The sequence below is a fragment of the Egibacteraceae bacterium genome, from assembly GCA_035540635.1.
In the GTDB taxonomy this organism is placed as follows: domain Bacteria; phylum Actinomycetota; class Nitriliruptoria; order Euzebyales; family Egibacteraceae; genus DATLGH01.
The window spans coordinates 1-18993 of record DATLGH010000058.1 but is presented as its reverse complement, the minus strand read 5'-3'; the positions used below and the strand labels follow the sequence as shown (position 1 = coordinate 18993).

Sequence of the window (18993 nt, the reverse complement as noted above, 5' to 3'; positions counted from 1 at the left end):
ACCGCCCGAGCGGCCGGGGCTGCGCTTCTCCACGTGTACGGACGCTACGATGCCCCGACCAGCACCGCCGTGAGGGGAGCGCCCGTGGACAAACAGCAGGAGTACGTGCTGCGCACGGTCGAGGAGCGCGACATCCGCTTCGTGCGACTGTGGTTCACCGACGTGCTCGGCATGCTGAAGTCCGTGGCGATCACCTCGTCCGAGCTCGAGGGCGCGTTCGCCGAGGGGATCGGCTTCGACGGTTCCGCCGTCGACGGCTTCGCCCGTGTGCAGGAGTCCGACATGCTCGCCGTGCCCGACGCGGGGACCTTCCAGGTCCTGCCGTGGCGCACCGACGAGGACACCGGGGTGGCGCGCATGTTCTGCGACATCCGGACCCCCGAGGGCGAGCCGTTCACCGCCGACCCCCGTCAGGTTCTGCGGCGCAACCTCGCGCGGGCGGCGGACATGGGGTTCAGCTTCTACGTCCACCCGGAGATGGAGTTCTTCCTCTTCAAGGGCCCGAACGACCCGACGCCGCTCGACAACGGCGGCTACTTCGACCTCACCCCTATGGACGTGCAGTCCGACTTCCGCCGTGAGGCCATCCAGACTCTGGAGGCCATGGGCATATCCGTCGAGTACTCCCACCACGAGGTCGCACCGAGCCAGCACGAGATCGACCTGCGCTACGCCGACGCGCTGACCATGGCCGACAACCTCATGACTTACCGCCTGGTGGTGAAGGAGGTTGCCATGCGTCGTGGGATATACGCGACGTTCATGCCCAAGCCCCTCGCCGAGCACTGGGGCAGCGCCATGCACACGCACGTGTCGCTGTTCGACGGCGACACGAACGCCTTCTACGACGAGACCGACCCCTACCACCTGTCGCCGGTCGCAAAGCAGTTCATCGCCGGGCTGCTCACCCACGCCCGCGAGATCACCGCGGTCTGCTGCCAGTGGGTGAACTCCTACAAGCGCCTCGTCCCCGGTTTCGAGGCGCCCGTGTACGTCTCCTGGGGACGCCACAACCGCTCCTCGCTCGTGCGCATCCCGATGTACAAGCCGAAGAAGGGCTCGTCGGCACGGATCGAGTACCGCGTCCCCGACCCGGCGTGCAACCCCTACCTCGCCTTCTCGGTCATCCTCGCCGCGGGTCTGCGGGGCATCGAGAAGCGCTACGAGCTGCCGCCGGAAGCCGAGGACAACATCTACGAGCTCACCGACGCCGAACGTCGCGCCGCCGGCATCGGCAGCCTGCCGCACAACCTCGACGGGGCGCTGCGCGCGATGGAGGAGTCCGAGCTTGTCGCCGAGGCGCTCGGCGAGCACGTCTTCGACTTCTTCCTGCGCAACAAGCGGGTGGAGTGGGACGACTACCGCTCGCAGGTCACGCCCTACGAGGTGAGCAAGTACCTGCCGACCCTGTAAGACCATGGACGAGCCGGACGTCCCCATGGTGGTACGCGACCGCTGGTCCGCCGGCGGGCAGGGCATGCTCGCCCGCCTCGGGATCGCCGCGGACACCGCGGTGCCCCAGCTCCACGCGCTCGGCCTGTGGGGGGACGAGGGGCCGGCACCCGACGCCGAGCCGCTCGTCGAGGCCCTGGCCCGCACGCTCAACGTCAACCACGCGCTCCCGCTGCTCGCCCGCCTCGCCGAGGCGCACCCCGACGGCTGGGCCAGCCTCGTGGCCGGGGAGCGCGCGGGGCAGCCCCTCGTGACCCGCGCGGCGACCGTCGCCGGCGCCAGCCGGGCGCTCGGCGAGCTCCTCGCCGACAGCCCGGCAGCGCTGTCCGTGCTCACCGGCGAACTCGAGCCGTGGCACGCCGCGACCGTGCAGCGCCGCGCGGCCGCGGAGCTCCGGGCGACACCCGAGGACGCCGCACGGAGGCTCGCGGCCTTCCAGCGTCGCGGCCTGCTGCGCGTCGCCGCCCGGGACCTGCTCGGCCTCGCCGACACCCCGACCACGGCGGCCGAGCTCGCCGACCTCGCGGAGGGCATCCTCGCCGCCGCTCTCGACCACCTCGTCGACACCGAGCGCCCCGACGCCCGGGTCGCGGTGATCGGGATGGGCAAGCTCGGCGGCCGCGAGCTCAACTACGTCTCCGACGTCGACGTCATGTTCGTGGGCGACGGCGACCTCGAGGCCGCGCGCCGCGTCGCGGCGGCGTTCCTGCGGTTGCTCGGCGAGACGACCCCGGAGGGCCGCGCGTACGAGGTGGACGCGAACCTGCGCCCCGAGGGCAAGGACGGACCGCTCCTGCGCAGCCTCGAGGCCTACCTCGCCTACTACGAGCGGTGGGCGAAGGCGTGGGAGTTCCAGGCGCTGCTGAAGGCGCGCCACGTCGCTGGGGACGCCCGACTCGGCCGCGACTTCGTCGAAGCGACCCGGCCGTTCGTGTGGCCCGACCGCCTCGAGGCGGAGGCGGTGGCGGAGATCCAGCGGATGAAAGGGGTCGTCGAGTCCTCCCGGGAGGTCCAGCGCGCGGGGAACCGGCAGGTGAAGCTCGCACCCGGCGGCATCCGCGACATCGAGTTCGCCGTCCAGCTGCTGCAGCTCGTGCACGGCCGCTACGACGAGACGTTGCGCAGCGGCAACACGCTCGAAGCCCTCCAGGCCCTGGCTGCCGGAGGCTACGTCGACGAGGGCGACGCGAACCTCGCCAGCGACGCCTACCAGTTCCTGCGAACCGTCGAGCACCGGCTCCAGCTCTACCGGCTCCGCCGCACGCATACGGTCCCCGCAGACGACGAGGAACGCGGCTGCCTCGCGCGCAACCTCGGCTTCCACGACCTCACGGGCAAGAGCGCGCTCCAGCAGTTCGACAAGGAGCTCGCCCGGGTCCAGGGCTACGTGCGCCGCCTCCACGAGAAGCTCTTCTACCGGCCCCTGCTCGAGCGCTTCGCGGAGCTGTCCCGCGCCGACCAGGTCGTTGGGGGGCCGGACGGCGGCGGCCTCGACGACGAGGCCGCGCGGGACCGGCTCGCGGCCCTCGGCTTCGCCGACGCCGGCGCCGCGCTCGAGCACCTTCGCGCGCTCGCGAGCGGCGTGAGCCGGGGCGCGCAGCTGTTCCGGATGCTCCTGCCCGCGCTGCTGCCCACGCTCGCAGCAGCGCCCGACCCCGACGGTGGGCTCGCGGCCTTCCATTCTCTCGCCGACCGGCTCGGGGGGTCCCCGGTGTTCCTGCGGTCCCTCCGCGACACCCCGCCGGTGGGGGAGATGCTCGCCCAGGTGCTCGGCCGGAGCCAGCTCGTCGGCCAGTGGCTGGAACGCCAGCCCGAGGTCATCGGTTACCTCGCCGACCTGTCCGGGCTCGGCCGGCGTCTCGAGTCGTCGGACTACCTGCGCCTCGCGGAAGGCCTTCGGCGACGGGGACAGGACGAGGCAGCCTCCTCCGACGCCCTGCGGCGGCTGAAGCGCCGGGAGGTGGCGCGCATCGCGGTGCGCGACCTCACCGGCCAGGCGGACGTGGTCGACGTGGCGGCCGAGCTCAGCGCGCTGGCCGAGGCCTGCCTGGAGCGGGCGGTGTCCCTCGTCGTGCCCTCCGAGGTGCGGATGGCAGTCGTGGCGCTCGGCAAGCTCGGCGGCCGGGAGCTCGGCTACGCAAGCGACCTCGACGTCCTCCTCGTGTTCGAGCCGGCGGAACACCGGGAGGAGGCACTGAAGGCCGTCGGTCGCCTGCTGCCCGCCCTCGGCGACATCACCCCGGAAGGCCAGGCGTTCCGGGTCGACCTGAACCTGCGCCCCGAGGGCAAGGACGGCCCGCTCGCGCGCACCCTCGACTCCTACCGCTCCTACTACGAGCGGTGGGGGGAGCACTGGGAGCTGCAAGCGCTCACCCAGGCGCGACCGGTCGCGGGTGACCGGCAGCTCGGCGCCGCCTTCGTCGATGCGGTTACCGACCTCGTCTACCCCAAGCGGCCGCCGCCCGAGCGGGTCCAGGCCGTCCGGCGCATGAAGGCTCGCGTCGAGCGCGAGCGCGGTGCCGCTCAGGGGGACCCGGTGCGGGCACCAGCGCAGCGCCGCGCGTTCCGGCCCGGTCGCCCACCGCCCGCCCGGCCGGTTGTGCGGCCCCACCCGCCCGCCGACCGCCCCGGGGGGATCAACGTCGGTGACCGCGTCGACCTCAAGCTCGGCCCGGGCGGCCTGTCCGATGCCGAGTGGACGGTCCAGCTGCTCCAGCTGCAGCTGGGCGGCCACCGCCCGAGCCTGCGCACGCCCGGGACGCTCGCAGCGGTGGAGGCGCTCGCCCGTGAAGGGGTGATCGACGGAGGGGACGCCCGCTGGCTGCGCGAGGGCTACAGCCTGCTCGCGAGAATCCGCAACATGCTCTATCTCGGGGGTCTGCGCCGCACCGACGAGCTGCCCCCCGGCCCACGCGACCAGGAGCGCATCGCGCGCATGCTCGGCCATCCGGCACCTGGCGCGCAGGCGTTCGTCGAGGAGCTCGGGCGGGCCATGCGCCGGGTGCGCAAGGTACACGAGCGCTACTTCTACGATGCGTGACGGGCGGGACGTGGAAAGGGTGCGCAGATGACGATTACCGAGGTGATCATCCAGGTCGGCGACGTCGACGAGGCCGTCGGGTTCTACACCGACGTCTGCGGTTTCGCGCACGTGCGGACGGTGGAGCACGAGGGCGTCCGCGTGGCCGAGATGGACGCCGGTGGGCAGCGGGTGAGCCTCGTGCCGTCACGCAAACCGGGCGTTCAGCTCGCCCTGGCGAGCGACGACGTGGCGGCGACGCGGCGACGGCTGAAGCGCATGAAGATCCCTATGGACGCCGAGCGCCCCGAGGAGGTCGACGGTGCCGCCTGGCTGCCCTTCACCGATCCCTGGGGCAACCACCTCGGATACTGGCAGCCGCCCGGGTAGCCGCCGCCGAGAGGGACGGGCATCGCCGGCGGCGGCGCCGGTCGACGTTCATCAGAAATGGTGATGCGCGCCCCCGGAACGTCGCGCATGATGCCTGCGGGGGCGGCCTTGGGGGAGGAAGGGGCTGACCCCCCCGGTCAGCCCCTTCAGGGCCCCTTGACAAGGGCTTGCGGCGGCGGGACACGGGCTTGTCATGGGACTGCGGTCAATCACCGGACGAGGGCTTCCGAACGGCTGGACCGTCGTGACCTGAAGGCGACCGACGGGACCTCTGCGTCTACGAGGGTCGTTCCTGCCCGAGGATTCGCGGTCTTCGAGGCTTGTCTCGACACGCTGGTCGCCGACACGCCGCTGACGCCGCCCGCGTAGCCGGACCGGCCGATCGGCCGAGGTTGACGACCGCACAACCCTGGGTATCGAGAAGGTAACGCCGCACCGCTGCCCCAGGAGGAGGACCCGTGTACATCGGACTAGGCACCCTGCTTCTCATCATCATCCTGATCCTGATCTTCGCCTGAACAGAAAGGGCCCCGCAGCCGGGGTCCTTTTCCTTTGCCGTGACCGTTGGCGGCCCGCATGCGGCGTCACTTCAACACGTGGCGCCGAGCCGCGGGAGCGGGTGCACGCGGAAGCGGTAGGTGTAGGCGCCGCCAGCCCGACGCCACGAGGAGGCCGCTCAGGGACGTGTCGGCCGCCCCCACCACGCAGTAGTCCAGCGCAGCTGCCACCCGCCCACGTCGAGCGTCGACAGGGGCGGGATTCGCGCGGTCGATGAGCACCTCGAGCTCATAGACGAGGTCGCGGTGAGCGAATGCCTCGCGGTAGCGCTGGACGGCGGGGGGTCGACCATGGGGCCCATGCTGCACCGCGCGGTGACCTCTGCAGCGGCTGCGAGCCGTCGCGACTGGCGGTTCGCCCCACGAGCGCGAACGCGCATGCCCTCCCGACGGCGAGGGAGTGACGGGCTCCGCCCGGTCTGGGGACACCTGAGGCCTGCGGGCTGGCGGAGCCCCACCCGCCGGTACTGAGCCGGCGGCCTAGTACCGCCAGGGTCCGGGGCAGTCAGCTGACCACGGACTTTCCCGGGGGTGGGGCTCCAGGCTCGGGCATGCCCCACCGAGAACGACCGAAACCCGGGGCGCGTTGTAGGCGCGCGCTGAGCCCGGCGGATCATCCCTCCGCCCGTGTGAGCCGGGCGATCCAGTCTGCCCACGCGGGTGAGCGAGCGTTGACTGCGCCAACTCGCGGTTGGCGGTGGTGCGGAGCTCAGCTCATCGCCTTCTGCACGAGCGCGGCGATCCTCGCCTCTTCGGCGGCGGTCAGCTCCTTCAGCGCGAAAGCGGTCGGCCACATGGCGCCGTCGTCGAGCTTCGCCTCGTCGTTGAACCCGAGCGTCGCGTACCTCGAATTGAACTTGTGCGCGCTTTGGAAGAAGCAGACGACCTTGCCGTCTTTGGCATACGCGGGCATCCCATACCAGGTCTTCGGCGAGAGGGCTGGCGCGCTGGCTGTGATGATCCCATGGAGCCGCTTGGCCATGGTGCGATCCGGTTCCGGCATCTCGGCGATCTTGGCGAGCACGTCGCGTTCCCCGTCCGCCTTCTTGCTCGCACGCGCCTCTGCCTTCGCCTCTTGGGCGCGCTCGGCCATCGCAGATCGTTCCGCGTCCGTGAAGGTCTTGGACCTCTTGCCGCTCGCCGTGGTGCTCTTGGCGGCCTTCTTCTTGCCCTTCTTTGCGGGCTTCCTCTCAGCCATTGCGAACCATCTCCTCCGGGCGGGTCAGCGCAGCTCCTGAAGCGGACCAGGTTGCCTGCGGGATCGAGGAACGCGCGCTCGCGGACCCCCTACGGCTGGTCGGTCGGCTCCGCGACGACCTCTCGTCGCTTGCCTGCAGGCGCGCGAAGGCCAGGGATGCGTCCGGGTCGTCGTGGGGGGCATGGTGCGGTAGATGGTGATTTCATGGCGGTCACACTAGCTGCGGCTCGGGCCGACAAGTGTGCACCGCGGGCATGCGCGCTGCGGCGGGTCTGGAGTCACCGGGGAGATCGTGCCACGCAGCGCCCGATCGTCTCGCATCCAACGGCTGCGCCGGCTGACGAGCTCACGCTTGCAGCAGTACCTCCGCCCGCATGGCGACGAATGTCGGCCGCGCATATCGTGCTGGAGCAACGCGGGTCATCGCGCTCTTGGTCAGCACGCTGATGCCCATAGCAACCCGTCCTGTTGGTCGGGGCGCCATCCGTACTTGGCCGCGTACGCCTCGGCGACGCGGCGAACGGTGGCATTGTCGCCGACGGCCGTGGCGACACCTTCGACCACGGCGTCGAGCGTGTCCGTGCCCGCCGTGAGGACACAGGCGGGGTTGTCAGCGAGGTTCCTGACCTTCTTCGACCTTTCGTTTCGCGCAGAAGTGCACTCGACCGTCCACCATGACCGCAAGCCGGGCCCACATGCGGACGGCACTGGCTGGTCATCGTCGCCAGCCAGTAGGGACGGGCCCCTTCAAGTTCCGCTCGTCCTCGCGTGACCAAGGGCGGTGTCGCTGTCCGCTCAGCCGAGGGCCGAGCAGTCGTCACCCACCGGTGGCGTCCGCCATTCGTCGCTGCATCTCGTCGGCAGGGACGTCCTCGACATGGGAAGCAACGTTCCAGCGGTGCCCGAATGGGTCCTCGAACTGCCCGGAACGATCCCCGTAGAACTGATCGGTGGGCTCCTCCAGCGCCCGGGCGCCCGCCCGCACGGCTTTGGCGAAGACGGCGTCGACGTCCTCGACGTAGACGTGGATCGTCACCGGGGAGCCCCCGATCGTCTTCGGGCCGACGATGCCCATGTCGGGAAACTCGTCGGCGAGCATGATCACGCTGTTGCCAAGCTGGATCTCCGCATGCCCGATGCTCTCCGGGCGGTCCCCAGGCATGCGCATCCGCTCCGTGGCCCCGAAGACCCCGGTGTAGAAGTCGATCGCGGCGCTTGCGCCGTCGACGTGCAGGTAGGGGGTGACCCGGGGATAGTCCTGAGGTATGGGGTCGACCGAAGCCATGTCACCGAACTCCTTCTCTGCGGCCTCGCGCAGTCTCGACGACGTCAACATCTTCGATGCTGTGACGGTTTCCGCATACTCGCAAGCGACCGGCCTCCATGGATCCGGTAGGTAGCACCGCCGTCCACAGATGGACGACGTCGGACGAGCGAAATCATCGCTGGGCTGCGGCAACGACCCCGAAACAGTCTGGGCGCCCATCCCCGGCCGTCGAGGTTCGACCGACGCTCGGTGTCGCAGCGTGATCGGCCACCTGGGCTTCGTCGACGCTGCGGCGCGGTCACGTGACGTCGCGGCGGACGATGAGGAATGTTCCCGGCTGCTGTGAGCCCGATGGCGTATCCGGTGACGACGAGTCCTCCGGGCAGCGGCGCGAGGACCCTCGGTCGGCGCGCGCGGTCCGGGTGAGGACCCCTGGCGGGACCGGGCAGGTACAACGGTACGTCTGGTGATCTGGCGAAGGTGCCGGCGATCCTGGGCGCCGCCGTCGAGGACGGCCATGCTGGCGAAGTGCCCGGCCGGCTCGAAGGCGGTCACCGGTCCAGCCAGCGGGGGACAGGATCCGGTCGATCTCGGTTGGCCGATCAGCCCTGCGAAGCGGTCATCGTCGACGACACCGAACCGGCTGTGGGGCACGGCGAGCCGGTCGGGGTGATTCGACGGCGGCAGTGAGGTGATGAACCTGATCCCCATCGCTTCCAGGTGCCCTGGTTGACGGTGGAGTTCTGCCCGGCGTCTTTAGGCCACGGTCAACTCGTCGGGCCCAGGTCGCGCCAGCGGGCGACGAGCTCGTCGAGCACGCCGGTGAACGGGGTGACGTCGGTCGGTTGCCCGCATAGGGCTGCCACAGCACCGGCACGCCACCGTCGCGGGTGACCACCAACGCCAGGCCGACCAGACGCAGGTCGGCGCGCTGGTCAACCCGCCAGAACACGCCCGAAGACCAGCCGCGCGCAGCGCCCCTCAGGTCATAGCCCGGAAGGTCGGGCTCGAGCCGCCACGAGCGCCTGCGCCGCCGCGGGAAGTGGTTTGCGGCCGGCGCTGATGACCGGGCGGATTTCCACGACCGACGAGGAGTCCTCGCACCGCCGGCCCGGGACCGGCCGACCGGACGGTGTTGGCTACCCGGCACGCTGGGTATCGGCACGACAACGCCCCGCACCGCCGCCGGCAAGACAAGGAGGACGTCGTGTACATCGGACTCGGAACCCTGGTCCTCATCATCATCCTGATCCTGCTGTTCGCCTGAAAGACGTGACAGCTGGGCGCCCTGGGCCGCCGGGGCGCTGCTGGTCGTCCGCCGGCTTCCCGGGGTAGGCGAGCAACCGGCGCCCGACGCCGCACCGGTACGTGCGGACGGCACCGAAGGCGGCGGGTGGCAGATCGCCGCCCGGGCCCGGCCGGCGGGCCGGTGCCGATGCTGCCGGCGGCGGTGGCGTTCCCGGTCGTCCAGGTCGGCACCGACGGGGCGCCCCGGCGCTTCACCTGCTCGCTCACCGGGCGGGCACGCCCCGCGCGGGTGGACGTCCACGTCGCCGAATGCGGCTCCCTGGCCGGCTGGCTGGTGCCCGGACGTCACGCCGGCGTGCAATGGGGGCCCGCGCGGCTGCGGGTGCGCGCGCCGGCGGCGCCGTAGGGGACTCCCGGGTCTCGGCTGTCGGTCTCAGCCGCGGGCGGGGGGCAGCGGGTGGACGCGAAACCGGTAGCTGTAGGCGCGGCGCCACCCCGCGCCGTCGATCAGCTGCCGCGCGGCAGGGTCGGCGGTGTCCACGGCGCAGTAGGCCTGTTCGGCCTCGTGGCCCGCCGCCCAACGCGCGAGCGCGCCGAGCAGCGCCCGCCCGGTCGCCGCGGTGCGCCACGCCGGCGCGGTAGAGAGGTAGTCCACCCCAAGCCAGCCGCCGTAGCACACGCCGCGCGCCACCGCGACCACCGCGCCGACGTCGTGGAGGTGGGCGAACGCCTGCTCGGCGGCCACCCCGCCGAGCAGCGCACCGGCCGTGTCGAGGACCTCCTCCGCCTGGCCGGCCAGGCGTGCCCACGCGTGAAGCCACGACGGCGCGGGCGCGGTTGACAGTGTGACGCCGCGCGCGGCGGCGTCGACGTCGGCGAGGCGCTCGACGCGTGCCGTGCGCACCTCGACCGGTGCGGTGGCGGTGTACCCCGCCCCGGCGAGCACGAGGTCGAGGTTGCCCGGATCCGCCGACGGGCTGACGAGGAACCGCGGCGCCAGCCGGCGGTTGGCGTAGAACCGCTCCACCTGCTCCACCCTCGCCGCCAGCGGCAGGCGACCCCGCGTAGCGCGCGGCCACACCGAGTTCGCCGTCGGCGAGAGTCCCCGCGCGCTGCGCAGCTGCCACCCGTCGACGTCGAGCGTCGTGAGCGGCGGGTTGGCCCGGTGGATGAGCGCCTCCAGCTCCTGGACGAGGTCGCGCTGCACGAACGCGTCACGGTAGCGCTGCACGGCGGGGGGTCGGCGCATGGCGCCCATGCTGCCCCGCCGCCCGGCCGGCCGCTTCCGAGCGGCCGCTTTGCCCGGGCGCCGACCGCTCGGCAGACCGCCGACCCGTCGGCCGACAGCGCCGCCCGACCCCCCGCCGACCACGGCGCGGTCGCGTGCCCACCGAGAATCTTCAGGATTTCTTAAGTTGCCTTTTTGGGCGTCCACCAGGGAGTATGTCAGAGACAGTTACCGGTGCGAGCGGCGAGATGGGGAGGGTTCGGTCATGGGGACCAAGCGTGGTGGAGTCATGCTGTTCATAGGCATCGCGGTGGTGCTGGGGACGCTGGCGGCGGCGTGGGCGTGCACGGGGCAGCCGCAGGTGTTTTCGGTGAATCCGATCACGGCGCCGGTGGGGGCGCAGGTGACGATGCGGGGTGAGGCGGTGGCGGTGGGCGCGCCGGTGGAGTTGCGGTGGAACGGGGTTGCGGGCCCGAAGCTTGCGGAGGTGACGGCGGACTCGCGGGCGGGCTTCGAGATGGTGTTCACGGTGCCGGAGGTGGCGCCGGGGGTGTATTCGCTGGTGGTGGTGACGCGTGACGGGGCGGCGGCGGTGGGCCGCACGGCGTTTGAGGTCAGCGGCGCGGGGACGGTGACGGCGGACAGCGGGTTTGCGTCGGCGACGCAGGCGGCGGGGTTGGACGCGGCGGTGCCGGTGGGTTCGTCGGCGGCGTTGCTGGCGGGTGTGGGGTTGTTGGCGGCTGGTGGGGTGGCGCTGTTCGCCGGTTTCGCGGTCGCCACGGTGCGCCGGCGCCGCGCGCCGGCCCGAACCTCCACCTAGCCGGGCGCGACCAAACCACAGGGTCCCGGTCCCCGGTCGTGGCCGGGACCCGGCCGTAGAACTGCGGAAATCTTCAGCAGATCTTCAGCCGTTCTTCAGTCCGCCTTCAGGCAGGTCTGGGAGAGTGAGCAAGGTGCGGACACGCGGGCAGGTGGGGTCGGTGCCCCTGTTTGCCGTGCGCGGCAGGTGGAGCGGCCGGTGAGGCTCAGCGGCGGCGGGATCATCGAGGTGCGCCAGCTCGCGGGCGCCGGTGCGGGCGGCCCCTCCCTGCCGGCAGGGCCGGTGACCCAGCGGGATACCGGCCGCAGCGCCTCGTCGGAGCCGCCCGGCGACAGCCCGCTGCGAGGCCTGATCGTGCACGATGACGTGGCGGTCCAGCGGGCGCTCGCGGTGATCATGGAGCGCTGCGGCTTCCAGGTCGTCGGGGTGAGCGGATTCCCCGACGACTCCATCCCGGCGGCGCGGGCCACCCGGCCCGACGCGATCGTCATCGACCTCGCCCTCAGCGGCGATCTCGGCCTGCGGATCATCCCCGAGTTCCTCCAGGCCTCGCCGGCGTGCATGGTGGTGGTCCTGTCACCGTTCACGGCTCTGCGGGAACAGTCCCGCGAGCTCGGGGCCCTCAGCGTCGTGGACCCGCGTGACCTGCGTCACGTCGAGGACTGGCTGCTGCTCGGCATGGACCCCGACCACCCCTGCCGCTGAGGCCTCCGCGGCGGTGCGCCGTCACGACCCGGCGACGCGGACGGCGTCGTCGCTTCGGGCCCGGACGCGGAGGACGAAGGCCCCGTCACAGTAGACGAGGTCGCCGCCGTGCGCGCGGGCCAGGCCGCGAGCGATCGGCAGGCCGAGGCCGGAGCCGCCGTGCTCGCCGATGGTGACGAACCGCTCGAAGACGCGCTCGGCGAGGTCGTCGGGCAGGCCCGGGCCGTCGTCGGCGACGCGGATCTCGACGGTGTCCTGCGCGACCCGGACGGTGACCGTGATGCGTTCGACGGCGTAGCGGCGGGCGTTGTCGAGGAGGTTGGCCACCACCTCGCGGACCGCCTCGGCGTCGACCGCCGGGTGGGGATCGTCGAGCCGCTCGGCGCGCAGGACGATATCGAGGTGCGGGGCGAGGCTGTAGAGGCGGTCGGCCTCGTCGGTGCACACACCGACGATGTCGCACGGGGCGGGGCTGACGGGTTCGCCTTGGTCGAGGCGGGCCATGCGCAGCAGCGAGGCGATGAGCCGTCCGGCCCGTGCGGTCTCGCGGACCATGTTCGCCAGCAGCCGCTGGCGGTCGGGCTGGGAAGGATCGCCGAGGAGCGACTCGACGCACGCGCGCACGCCGGTGATCGGCTGGCGCAGCTGGTGCGCGGCGTCGGCGAGGAAGGAGCGGACGCGCTGCTCGGCTTCCTCGGCGGCCTCCAGGGCCGCTTGCAGCTGCCGGTTGCTCGCGTCGAGCGCCGCGGCCAGCCAGCGCTGCTCGGTGATGTCACGGGCGATGGTCGCGATCCCGGTCACGTGGCCCTCCTCGTCCCGGATCGGCGACAGGGTGAGGGCGACGTCGATGGCCTCGCCGTGCTTGGGCAGGCGCCGGGTCTCGTAGCTGGAGACCGCGTCGCCGCCGCGGACCCGCTCGATGACGGCTGCGGTCTCCTCCACGAGGTCGCCCGGGACGAGCAGTGCGGCCGGCTTGCCGACGACCTCGGCAGCCGCCCACCCGAAGATCTGCTCGGCGCCGCCGTTCCAGGAGGTGATCGTGCCGTCGAGGTTCTCGCTGACGACGGCGTCGCCGGTGGAGGCCACGATGGCCGCGAGCTGGGCCATCGCCGTCTGCGCCTTGAGGCTGTCGGTGAGGTCGCGCGCGAGCGCGGTGACCGTCGGCGCTCCCGGCGTGGCCCAGGCGGTCAGCTCCACGGGCAGCAGGCGGCCGTCGCGGTGGCGGGCGGCCAACAGCAGCCGCCGGCGCGCGAGCGGACCCGCCAGCTGCGGGTCGGCGCGAGCCAGGCTGGTGAGCGCGTCGTGCACCGTCGCGGGAGCCGCGATGGCCCCGGCGAGCGTGCGCCCGACCGCCTCGTCGCTCGACCAGCCGAAGATGGCCTCGGCGTTGGCATCCCAGTCGACGATCACGCCGGCGGCGTCCACGGCGAGCAGGCCGTCGCCGGCGGGCTCGACCCTCGGCCAGTGCGCGGGCAGCTGCGGGAGCTCAGGGCCGCAGGACATAGCCGACCCCCCGCACGGTGTGGAGGAGGCGGGGGCCGTGCGCCTCGAGCTTGCGGCGCAGCGCGCTCATGTGCACCTCGACGAGGTTGTCGTCATAGGCGTCGTATCCCCACACCGCCACCAGCAGCTGCGTCTTCGACAAGACCCGGCCGGGTGGCCTGGCCAGCGCGGCCAGCAGCTCGTACTCGATGCGGGTGAGCGACACGTCGGCGCCGTCGTAGGTGACCCGGCGGGCGTTCTCGTCGATTGCCAGCGGGCCGACCTCCACGGCGGTCTGGCGCAGCCGGCCGGAGCGGTGCAGCAGCGCGCGAACGCGGGCGAGCAGCTCCGCCATGGCGAACGGCTTGACGAGGTAGTCGTCGCCGCCGGCTTCGAAGCCGGCCAGGCGCTCCTCCACGCTGTCCGCCGCGGTGAGGAAGATCACGGGCAGGTCGCGGCTGTCGCGCAGCTTGCGGGCGATCTCGTAGCCGTTGGGGCCCAACGGCAGGCGCACGTCGAGCACGCCGAGGTCCGGGCGGAACTCGTGCGCCACCTCGTCGATGCTCACGCCGTCGGGCACCGCCCGCACCTCGTATCCCTGCCCCGTCAGCGCCACCTCCACGGCTGAGCGAACGGGCAGGTCGTCTTCGACCACCAGCACCCTGGCGCTCGGACCGCTGGGGCGTTTCGCCGCCCGTGCCGGAGTCCCCGCCGGTTCCCCATACGGTTTGCCGTTCACACGCCCCTGATGGTAGGGGACGACGGCGCAGCCGGCGAGGAAAATACCGCAAAGGCTATATGATAGAAGCATCTAGATGCGACGAATACGATGCTGTGGCCGCTACGATGCGCGTGAGCGGGGTCCGTGGTGGTGAGGACGGGTGCGAACGTGTCTCAAGGCGAACCGCCGATCGTGTCGGATTTCGACCGGCAGGAGTACGACCGCTACGTCCGCGCCGCCGACGAGCAGGTCGACGACGCCCGGACACTTGCCGCGCACGGCTCCTACAACTCCGCCGTCGTGCACCTCTAGCAGGCGGCGCAGATGGCGCTGAAGGGCTTGCTGCGCGCGGCGGGCCTGGCCTCGCACACCCGCACGCACGGGCTGCGGGGGCTCGCGGAGCGCTGCCGTGACGAGCTCGGCATGGCGGTGTCGGCCGACGAGCTCGGTGACCTCGCGCGCCTGGAGCGGGACTATCAGCCGGCCCGCTGCCCCGACGCCCTGCCGGCGGGCACCCCTCGCGGCGCGTACGACGACAAGGACTACCAGCGGGCGCGCACGACGGTGAAGGCGGTCCGCGCGCGTGTCACCGCCACGTGGCAGGCCCTTGTCGCCGCCGCCGAGGCGGGCACCCGGGATGGCTGAGACACCCCGCGCCTCGCCGGCTGCCTACGTGGCCCGCCGGCGGGCACGCCGACGCGACCTCATCGCGCGGGCCCGCCGCTTCGCCGAGGGCTGCCAGCAGCACCTGCCGCTGCGCGCGGCCGTGGTCTTCGGGTCGGTGGCCCGGGGCGACTGGAACGACGAGAGCGACATCGACGTGCTCGTCGTGGCCGACGGCCTGCCCGCCGCCCCGCTCGCCCGGCTGGCCGCCGTCGGGGAGCCGGAGGACCGGGTGGAGCCGGTCGTGTGGTCGGTGACCGACTGGCGGCGCGAACGCGCCCGGGGCAACCCGATCGTCACCGACGCCCTCGCCCACGGCGTCTGGCTGGTCGGCGGGCCGGCGGGCCTCGGCGGTGACGACCCCCCGCGCTGAGGCGTCCAGGGAGCAGAGCGGGCCCCGCACGCGTCAGGCGAGCGGCGAGCGGAGCGTCCGGGTTGTTATGCTAGTTGCATGACTCAACAGATTGCGGTGCGCATACCGGATGAGCTGGCGCATGAGATGGACGGACTCGTGGCCGCTGGCCGCTTCGCCTCGCGAGCCGATGCCGTGCGCGCCGGCCTGGAGGCCGTCATCGAGCGGGAACGACAACGGAGAATCGACGAGGCCATCGTTGAGGGCTACCGGCGACACCCGCCGACAAAGGCCGAGGAGCGGTGGGCGGCAAACTCCGGGCGAGAGCTCATCGCCGACGAGCCGTGGTAGCCCGTCCGGGGCGAGGCGACGTCTGGTGGCTCGAGGATCCTGACGTCGGCCGGCGCCCGGCGCTCGTGCTCACGCGAGATGCAGCCATTCCGGTGCTCACGTGGCTGCTGGCGGCCCCGATCACCCGCACGGTCCGCAGCATCCCGACCGAGGTCCCGCTGGATGCCGACGACGGCATGCCCGAACCCTGCGCGGTCACGCTCGACAACGTGCGGCCTGTCCGCCCCTCATTGCTCACCGCACGGATCACGACACTGGGCCCTGAGCGCATGCAAGCGGTGTGCGACGCCCTGCGCACCGCCGTCGCCTGCTGAGCCGCTCGGGGTCCGGGCGCCCCGTTTCCGGCGGCGCTGGCCGGTCACGACCACATTTACGAGGTCGTCGATGGTATGGGGGGTTGGAGCCCCTCGTGGAGGGGCGGGTGTTCACCCCCGCTGCTGTCCGACGACGGCCGCCTGGCTTACTTACCATCGCATGCTTGACCCGGAGCACCCAGCCGTGTCGCCGATGGCGGTGGTGGAGCGTGACCTGGCCACCGGGCAGGAGCGCACCGTGTACGCGTCCGCCGGGCCTGGTGGCTTCGGGTGGGGACCCAACGAGGTACTTGCGGTCCTCGAGCTGGATCCTGCGACGTACACGGGCCGCCGCCTGACGCTGCTGGCCCCCGACGGCAGCCGCCGTGAGGTCGACGTCGGCGAGCCCGCGGTCGCCGGACTGGCCTGGCACCCCCACGCCGACCAGCTCTTGCTCGCCGGAGCCGCGACATACAGCACGGGCTGTTCGATCCTGACACCGGCAGCCGGCGGCGGTTGTCGGCGTCCTGGCAGCCGGTGACGCGGTCGCCGGACGGCGGCCGGCTGCTGGTGGCCGACGGCCGGCGACTGCTGCTGGTCGACCCCGAGTCGTTGGACGTGGTCCGCGAGGTGGGCCGCCTGCCCGTCCCGGCGCAAGTCGGCGCCTGGGTGACCAAATCGACATCGCGGGCCGATCCGCTGGCCCGCGAGCACGAAGGAGCAGGCTCATGACACCAAGTTGCCATTCCGTTCGAGGGGCGCCTTTGGGAAGCACGTGATCGCCGTCCTGGCTGCGGCGAGCATGGTGGCGGCCCCAAGCGGCGCGCTGGCCGACGAGCAGCCATCAGCCGAGGCCGACCAGGCGGTGTCCTACCGTGCCGGTCTGCCGCTGCGGCTGGAGATCGACCCGGTCGCCAAACAGCTGCTCCCCACCGCTTTGGAGGGCGCCTGGGAAGCCGTGGACGTCCACGGGCAGGCCATCGCCAGCATGCCGTTGGAGGTGCAGCTGTCCGGCCTGGGGGTCGAGGGCGGCGACGCGGGACCGGGGCGCTGCGAGGTCCACGGCGACGGCGACGAGCCGGGGCTGACCGGATACGGGCCGGTGACCGCCTCGCACACAGCCTCCGACGCGTTCCACCTGCAGTACCGCTTCTACACCTACCAGCTCGATGACGCTCGACGGGTCGATAACAGATGGCAGCGGCAGTTCGCGGAGTGCATCGCCGGCGGCGGGTCGACGTTCAACGGCGCCCACCAGACCCGCAACGGCGCCGGGTCAACCATGGAGGACCCCGACTCGGCGCTGATCGACCGGTTCGACTGGGGCACGAAGGCCGAGAACGCTCAGGTCACCGCCACGGTCGGCCTGGGCCCGGTCACCCCGAGCCGTACTGGGACTTCCTCAACGACTACGACACCAACCTCGTGCACGGTCTGTGGAAGGGCGACGGGTTCTTCGGCGCGACCGGCGACTACCGCGGCAACGTGCACCTCAACGTGTGGGAGTACCCGATGAGCGACACCACCGGCCGGCGCCACACCATCCGCGGCATGCCCTGGATCGAGTACCGCTGCGGCAGCGTCCTCGACTGGACCAGCCACTGCACGGGGCTGGCGCCACGCCCCCAACACTCCACGATGACGGAGGAAATGGTCTGCACGCAGGTGGGGGGACCGCGCCGACGGCTGCGGCGGCGGGACTTATCCCGGCCCCGCTTGGGCTCCCCACAGATCCGAATGTACCAAATGCACAAATGCAAAAGAGCGTCCCGTCAACGCGAGGGAACATCACTTCGGGTAAGGGCACCAGCATTCGCTCGCGGTCACGTCTTGGTACCTTCCTCCGTCCACCCCACAGGTTCGTTCCGACAAGTCCGCTGCCTCGCGCGGGTCGCGTGCGAGGATCGGCGGCGGGACGGGTTGGGGGTCCTTGTCGTCGTCGTCGTCGCGGCAGCCGGGCCGTTGGCGCACGTCCGGCGGGGTCTCGAACCTGGGCGCGAAGTACACGTGGCCGGCAGCGTTCTGCAAGGGGTCGGGCGCCCAGACGCACCAGCTGGCTCCGACGTTGTCCCGGTACGACCGTGCCCACAACACCACGTTCAATTCGGCGTGCGGTATGAAGCGGAAGCCCACCGCGTCGGCCTTGCCGATGTAGCAGATGAGGCGGTCTCGTACGGCGTCGTGCACGCTCGGCGACCAGCGTCGGACCTCGACGATCCCCGTGCTGTCGCCCCCGTCGTCCACGGCCACGTCCACGCGCCAGGTGTCGCCGCAGTCCTTCTCCCAGTCGGTGGGGTTGTCGTGGTCAGGCGCGTACACGTCGTGGGGCAGGGGCGCCACCTCCCACTGCACCCGGTCGAGCTCGATCAAGTGGTTGGGAAGCGGCGCCACGGGTGTGTGGGCCTTGGAGCCCAGCGCCCGGATCACCCGGGCCTGCGCGGTGGCCTCGGGACGGAAGTTGCCGGCGCGGGACAGGCACGGGTCGCTGCTTGTCAGGCACTGGTAGTCAGGGAAGTACCCGCGGGTCCCCAGCTCCGCGCGCGTGCCTCCCTGCTTGGGGAAGGTCCGCTTGGTGCGCCCATAGGGATGCGTGCCCGGCAGCACCGCGGCGTCGGCGTCGCCGGCCGGGGCCTGGGCGGCGGGCAGGTCGGCCTGGTCGGGCTCTGCAACGGTCGGCTCCGCCCACACGGGCGCGGCGGGCAGGCCAGCCACCACCACGGCGCACACAACCGCCGCCGCGGCCAGCGTGATCGTGCGGCGCGTGACAGGTCGAAGTGGGGTTCGACTGGCGTACGGGTTCATCGGCGGCTCCTGTCGTGTCCGTGGTCTGGCGGCTCATGGTGGCGGTTCGCCGGTGTTGCGGGCCTGGTCCAAACGGGCCGCCTGGTTGCTGGTGAGCAGGCAGGGTTGGAGCAGGTCGCGGGCGCGCGCGTACACCCATGGGTCCCGGCGCCACTTGGCGAAGTTGTGCCATGGCCCTTCGGGCGGTTGAGCGAACAGCCAGTCGGCGGGGTCGCCGACGGCCAGCTCGACCCGCCCGGCGGCCAGCGGCCGCGCCCCCGGCGGGGGGCCGCCCAGGCGGCGCAGGTGCCCCGGGCCCAGCAGCTGCCACCAGAACGCGTCGAGCACCACCTCGTCGAGCAACCGATCGCTCCATGGCCCCGACCGCATGCCTTGGGCGTCCGACCAAGCCCAGTCGGTGCCGTGGCTGCTGCCCCCGAAGGCCGCGAAGGTGGGCTCGACGGTG

General features: G+C 72.0%; 20 protein-coding genes. 13 read left to right on the top strand and 7 right to left on the bottom strand.

Features of this window, described 5'->3' with window-relative positions; genetic code table 11:
- Window positions 1-84 precede the first annotated feature (84 nt).
- Genes VM324_09720 through VM324_09710 form a run of 3 tightly spaced genes read left to right on the top strand, consistent with a single transcriptional unit; the run spans window position 85 to window position 4861 of the window.
- Window positions 85-1413: a glutamine synthetase family protein gene (locus VM324_09720; protein ID HVL99554.1), complete on the top strand. Its 1329-nt coding sequence runs from the start codon at window positions 85-87 to the stop codon at window positions 1411-1413.
- 4 nt (window positions 1414-1417) lie between these two features.
- A complete protein-coding gene (locus tag VM324_09715) occupies window positions 1418-4492 on the top strand; it encodes a bifunctional [glutamine synthetase] adenylyltransferase/[glutamine synthetase]-adenylyl-L-tyrosine phosphorylase (GenBank protein ID HVL99553.1) in 3075 nt (1024 codons plus the stop codon).
- Window positions 4493-4519: 27 nt separating this feature from the next.
- The gene (locus VM324_09710) at window positions 4520-4861 is read left to right on the top strand and encodes a VOC family protein (GenBank protein ID HVL99552.1); all 342 of its coding nucleotides are present in this window, start codon (window positions 4520-4522) and stop codon (window positions 4859-4861) included.
- Between the two features lie 1266 nt (window positions 4862-6127).
- Here VM324_09710 and VM324_09705 read toward each other — a convergent pair.
- Window positions 6128-6616: a DUF1801 domain-containing protein gene (locus VM324_09705; protein ID HVL99551.1), complete on the bottom strand. Its 489-nt coding sequence runs from the start codon at window positions 6614-6616 to the stop codon at window positions 6128-6130.
- Between the two features lie 817 nt (window positions 6617-7433).
- Entirely contained in the window at window positions 7434-7901 is a 468-nt protein-coding gene (locus VM324_09700; protein HVL99550.1) for a VOC family protein, read from the bottom strand.
- 1375 nt (window positions 7902-9276) lie between these two features.
- Between VM324_09700 and VM324_09695 the strand changes: the two genes are divergently transcribed.
- Complete coding sequence (locus VM324_09695; protein ID HVL99549.1) at window positions 9277-9537, top strand: hypothetical protein; 261 nt, start codon at window positions 9277-9279, stop codon at window positions 9535-9537.
- 27 nt (window positions 9538-9564) lie between these two features.
- Here VM324_09695 and VM324_09690 read toward each other — a convergent pair whose 3' ends face one another.
- The gene (locus VM324_09690; protein HVL99548.1) at window positions 9565-10380 is read right to left on the bottom strand and encodes a hypothetical protein; all 816 of its coding nucleotides are present in this window, start codon (window positions 10378-10380) and stop codon (window positions 9565-9567) included.
- Window positions 10381-10669: 289 nt separating this feature from the next.
- On the opposite strand from VM324_09690, the gene VM324_09685 reads away from it, so the two are divergent.
- Together VM324_09685 and VM324_09680 are read left to right on the top strand one after the other, a co-directional pair.
- Window positions 10670-11179 (top strand): hypothetical protein, encoded by a 510-nt coding sequence (locus tag VM324_09685; protein ID HVL99547.1) that lies wholly within the window; start codon window positions 10670-10672, stop codon window positions 11177-11179.
- A gap of 198 nt (window positions 11180-11377) precedes the next feature.
- The gene (locus tag VM324_09680) at window positions 11378-11884 is read left to right on the top strand and encodes a response regulator (GenBank protein ID HVL99546.1); all 507 of its coding nucleotides are present in this window, start codon (window positions 11378-11380) and stop codon (window positions 11882-11884) included.
- Between the two features lie 21 nt (window positions 11885-11905).
- Here VM324_09680 and VM324_09675 read toward each other — a convergent pair whose 3' ends face one another.
- Entirely contained in the window at window positions 11906-13387 is a 1482-nt protein-coding gene (locus VM324_09675) for a PAS domain S-box protein (protein HVL99545.1), read from the bottom strand.
- Window positions 13371-14027: a response regulator transcription factor gene (locus VM324_09670; GenBank protein HVL99544.1), complete on the bottom strand. Its 657-nt coding sequence runs from the start codon at window positions 14025-14027 to the stop codon at window positions 13371-13373. Before VM324_09670 ends, VM324_09675 begins: the two co-directional genes overlap by 17 nt.
- A gap of 228 nt (window positions 14028-14255) precedes the next feature.
- Here VM324_09670 and VM324_09665 point away from each other — a divergent pair, with 228 nt between their 5' ends.
- The 7 genes from VM324_09665 (at window position 14256) to VM324_09635 (ending at window position 17262) form a co-directional block, all read left to right on the top strand.
- The gene (locus tag VM324_09665; GenBank protein ID HVL99543.1) at window positions 14256-14399 is read left to right on the top strand and encodes a hypothetical protein; all 144 of its coding nucleotides are present in this window, start codon (window positions 14256-14258) and stop codon (window positions 14397-14399) included.
- A 12-nt stretch (window positions 14400-14411) separates the two neighbouring features.
- On the top strand, window positions 14412-14732 hold the full coding sequence (locus VM324_09660) for a HEPN domain-containing protein (GenBank protein ID HVL99542.1): 321 nt from the start codon (window positions 14412-14414) through the stop codon (window positions 14730-14732).
- The gene (locus VM324_09655; GenBank protein ID HVL99541.1) at window positions 14725-15123 is read left to right on the top strand and encodes a nucleotidyltransferase domain-containing protein; all 399 of its coding nucleotides are present in this window, start codon (window positions 14725-14727) and stop codon (window positions 15121-15123) included. The genes VM324_09660 and VM324_09655 overlap by 8 nt, the downstream gene beginning before the upstream one ends.
- Window positions 15124-15201: 78 nt before the next feature.
- Window positions 15202-15453, top strand: a complete 252-nt coding sequence (locus VM324_09650) for a ribbon-helix-helix domain-containing protein (protein ID HVL99540.1) — start codon at window positions 15202-15204, stop codon at window positions 15451-15453.
- Window positions 15447-15767 carry a type II toxin-antitoxin system PemK/MazF family toxin gene (locus tag VM324_09645; protein HVL99539.1) on the top strand — a complete coding sequence of 107 codons (321 nt, stop codon included), beginning with the start codon at window positions 15447-15449 and terminating at the stop codon, window positions 15765-15767. Before VM324_09650 ends, VM324_09645 begins: the two co-directional genes overlap by 7 nt.
- Before the next feature lie 160 nt (window positions 15768-15927).
- Window positions 15928-16287 carry a hypothetical protein gene (locus tag VM324_09640; GenBank protein HVL99538.1) on the top strand — a complete coding sequence of 120 codons (360 nt, stop codon included), beginning with the start codon at window positions 15928-15930 and terminating at the stop codon, window positions 16285-16287.
- Window positions 16288-16521: 234 nt separating this feature from the next.
- Window positions 16522-17262, top strand: a complete 741-nt coding sequence (locus VM324_09635; protein HVL99537.1) for a hypothetical protein — start codon at window positions 16522-16524, stop codon at window positions 17260-17262.
- A gap of 272 nt (window positions 17263-17534) precedes the next feature.
- On the opposite strand, the gene VM324_09630 is transcribed toward VM324_09635, so the two are convergent.
- Together VM324_09630 and VM324_09625 are read right to left on the bottom strand one after the other, a co-directional pair.
- Window positions 17535-18548 (bottom strand): hypothetical protein, encoded by a 1014-nt coding sequence (locus tag VM324_09630; protein HVL99536.1) that lies wholly within the window; start codon window positions 18546-18548, stop codon window positions 17535-17537.
- Between the two features lie 33 nt (window positions 18549-18581).
- On the bottom strand, window positions 18582-18993 hold a 412-nt coding region (locus VM324_09625), incomplete at its 5' end, for a hypothetical protein (protein ID HVL99535.1).

Bases quoted from the DNA above. Each gene is read 5' to 3' on its own strand.
- VM324_09715 (HVL99553.1), top strand. From the start codon at position 1,418: ATGGACGAGCCGGACGTCCCCATGGTGGTACGCGACCGCTGGTCCGCC.
- VM324_09710 (HVL99552.1), top strand. From the start codon at position 4,520: ATGACGATTACCGAGGTGATCATCCAGGTCGGCGACGTCGACGAGGCC.
- VM324_09705 (HVL99551.1), bottom strand. From the start codon at position 6,616: ATGGCTGAGAGGAAGCCCGCAAAGAAGGGCAAGAAGAAGGCCGCCAAG.
- VM324_09700 (HVL99550.1), bottom strand. From the start codon at position 7,901: ATGGCTTCGGTCGACCCCATACCTCAGGACTATCCCCGGGTCACCCCC.
- VM324_09690 (HVL99548.1), bottom strand. From the start codon at position 10,380: ATGCGCCGACCCCCCGCCGTGCAGCGCTACCGTGACGCGTTCGTGCAG.
- VM324_09675 (HVL99545.1), bottom strand. From the start codon at position 13,387: ATGTCCTGCGGCCCTGAGCTCCCGCAGCTGCCCGCGCACTGGCCGAGG.
- VM324_09660 (HVL99542.1), top strand. From the start codon at position 14,412: ATGGCGCTGAAGGGCTTGCTGCGCGCGGCGGGCCTGGCCTCGCACACC.
- VM324_09655 (HVL99541.1), top strand. From the start codon at position 14,725: ATGGCTGAGACACCCCGCGCCTCGCCGGCTGCCTACGTGGCCCGCCGG.
- VM324_09650 (HVL99540.1), top strand. From the start codon at position 15,202: ATGACTCAACAGATTGCGGTGCGCATACCGGATGAGCTGGCGCATGAG.
- VM324_09640 (HVL99538.1), top strand. From the start codon at position 15,928: ATGCTTGACCCGGAGCACCCAGCCGTGTCGCCGATGGCGGTGGTGGAG.
- VM324_09630 (HVL99536.1), bottom strand. From the start codon at position 18,548: ATGAACCCGTACGCCAGTCGAACCCCACTTCGACCTGTCACGCGCCGC.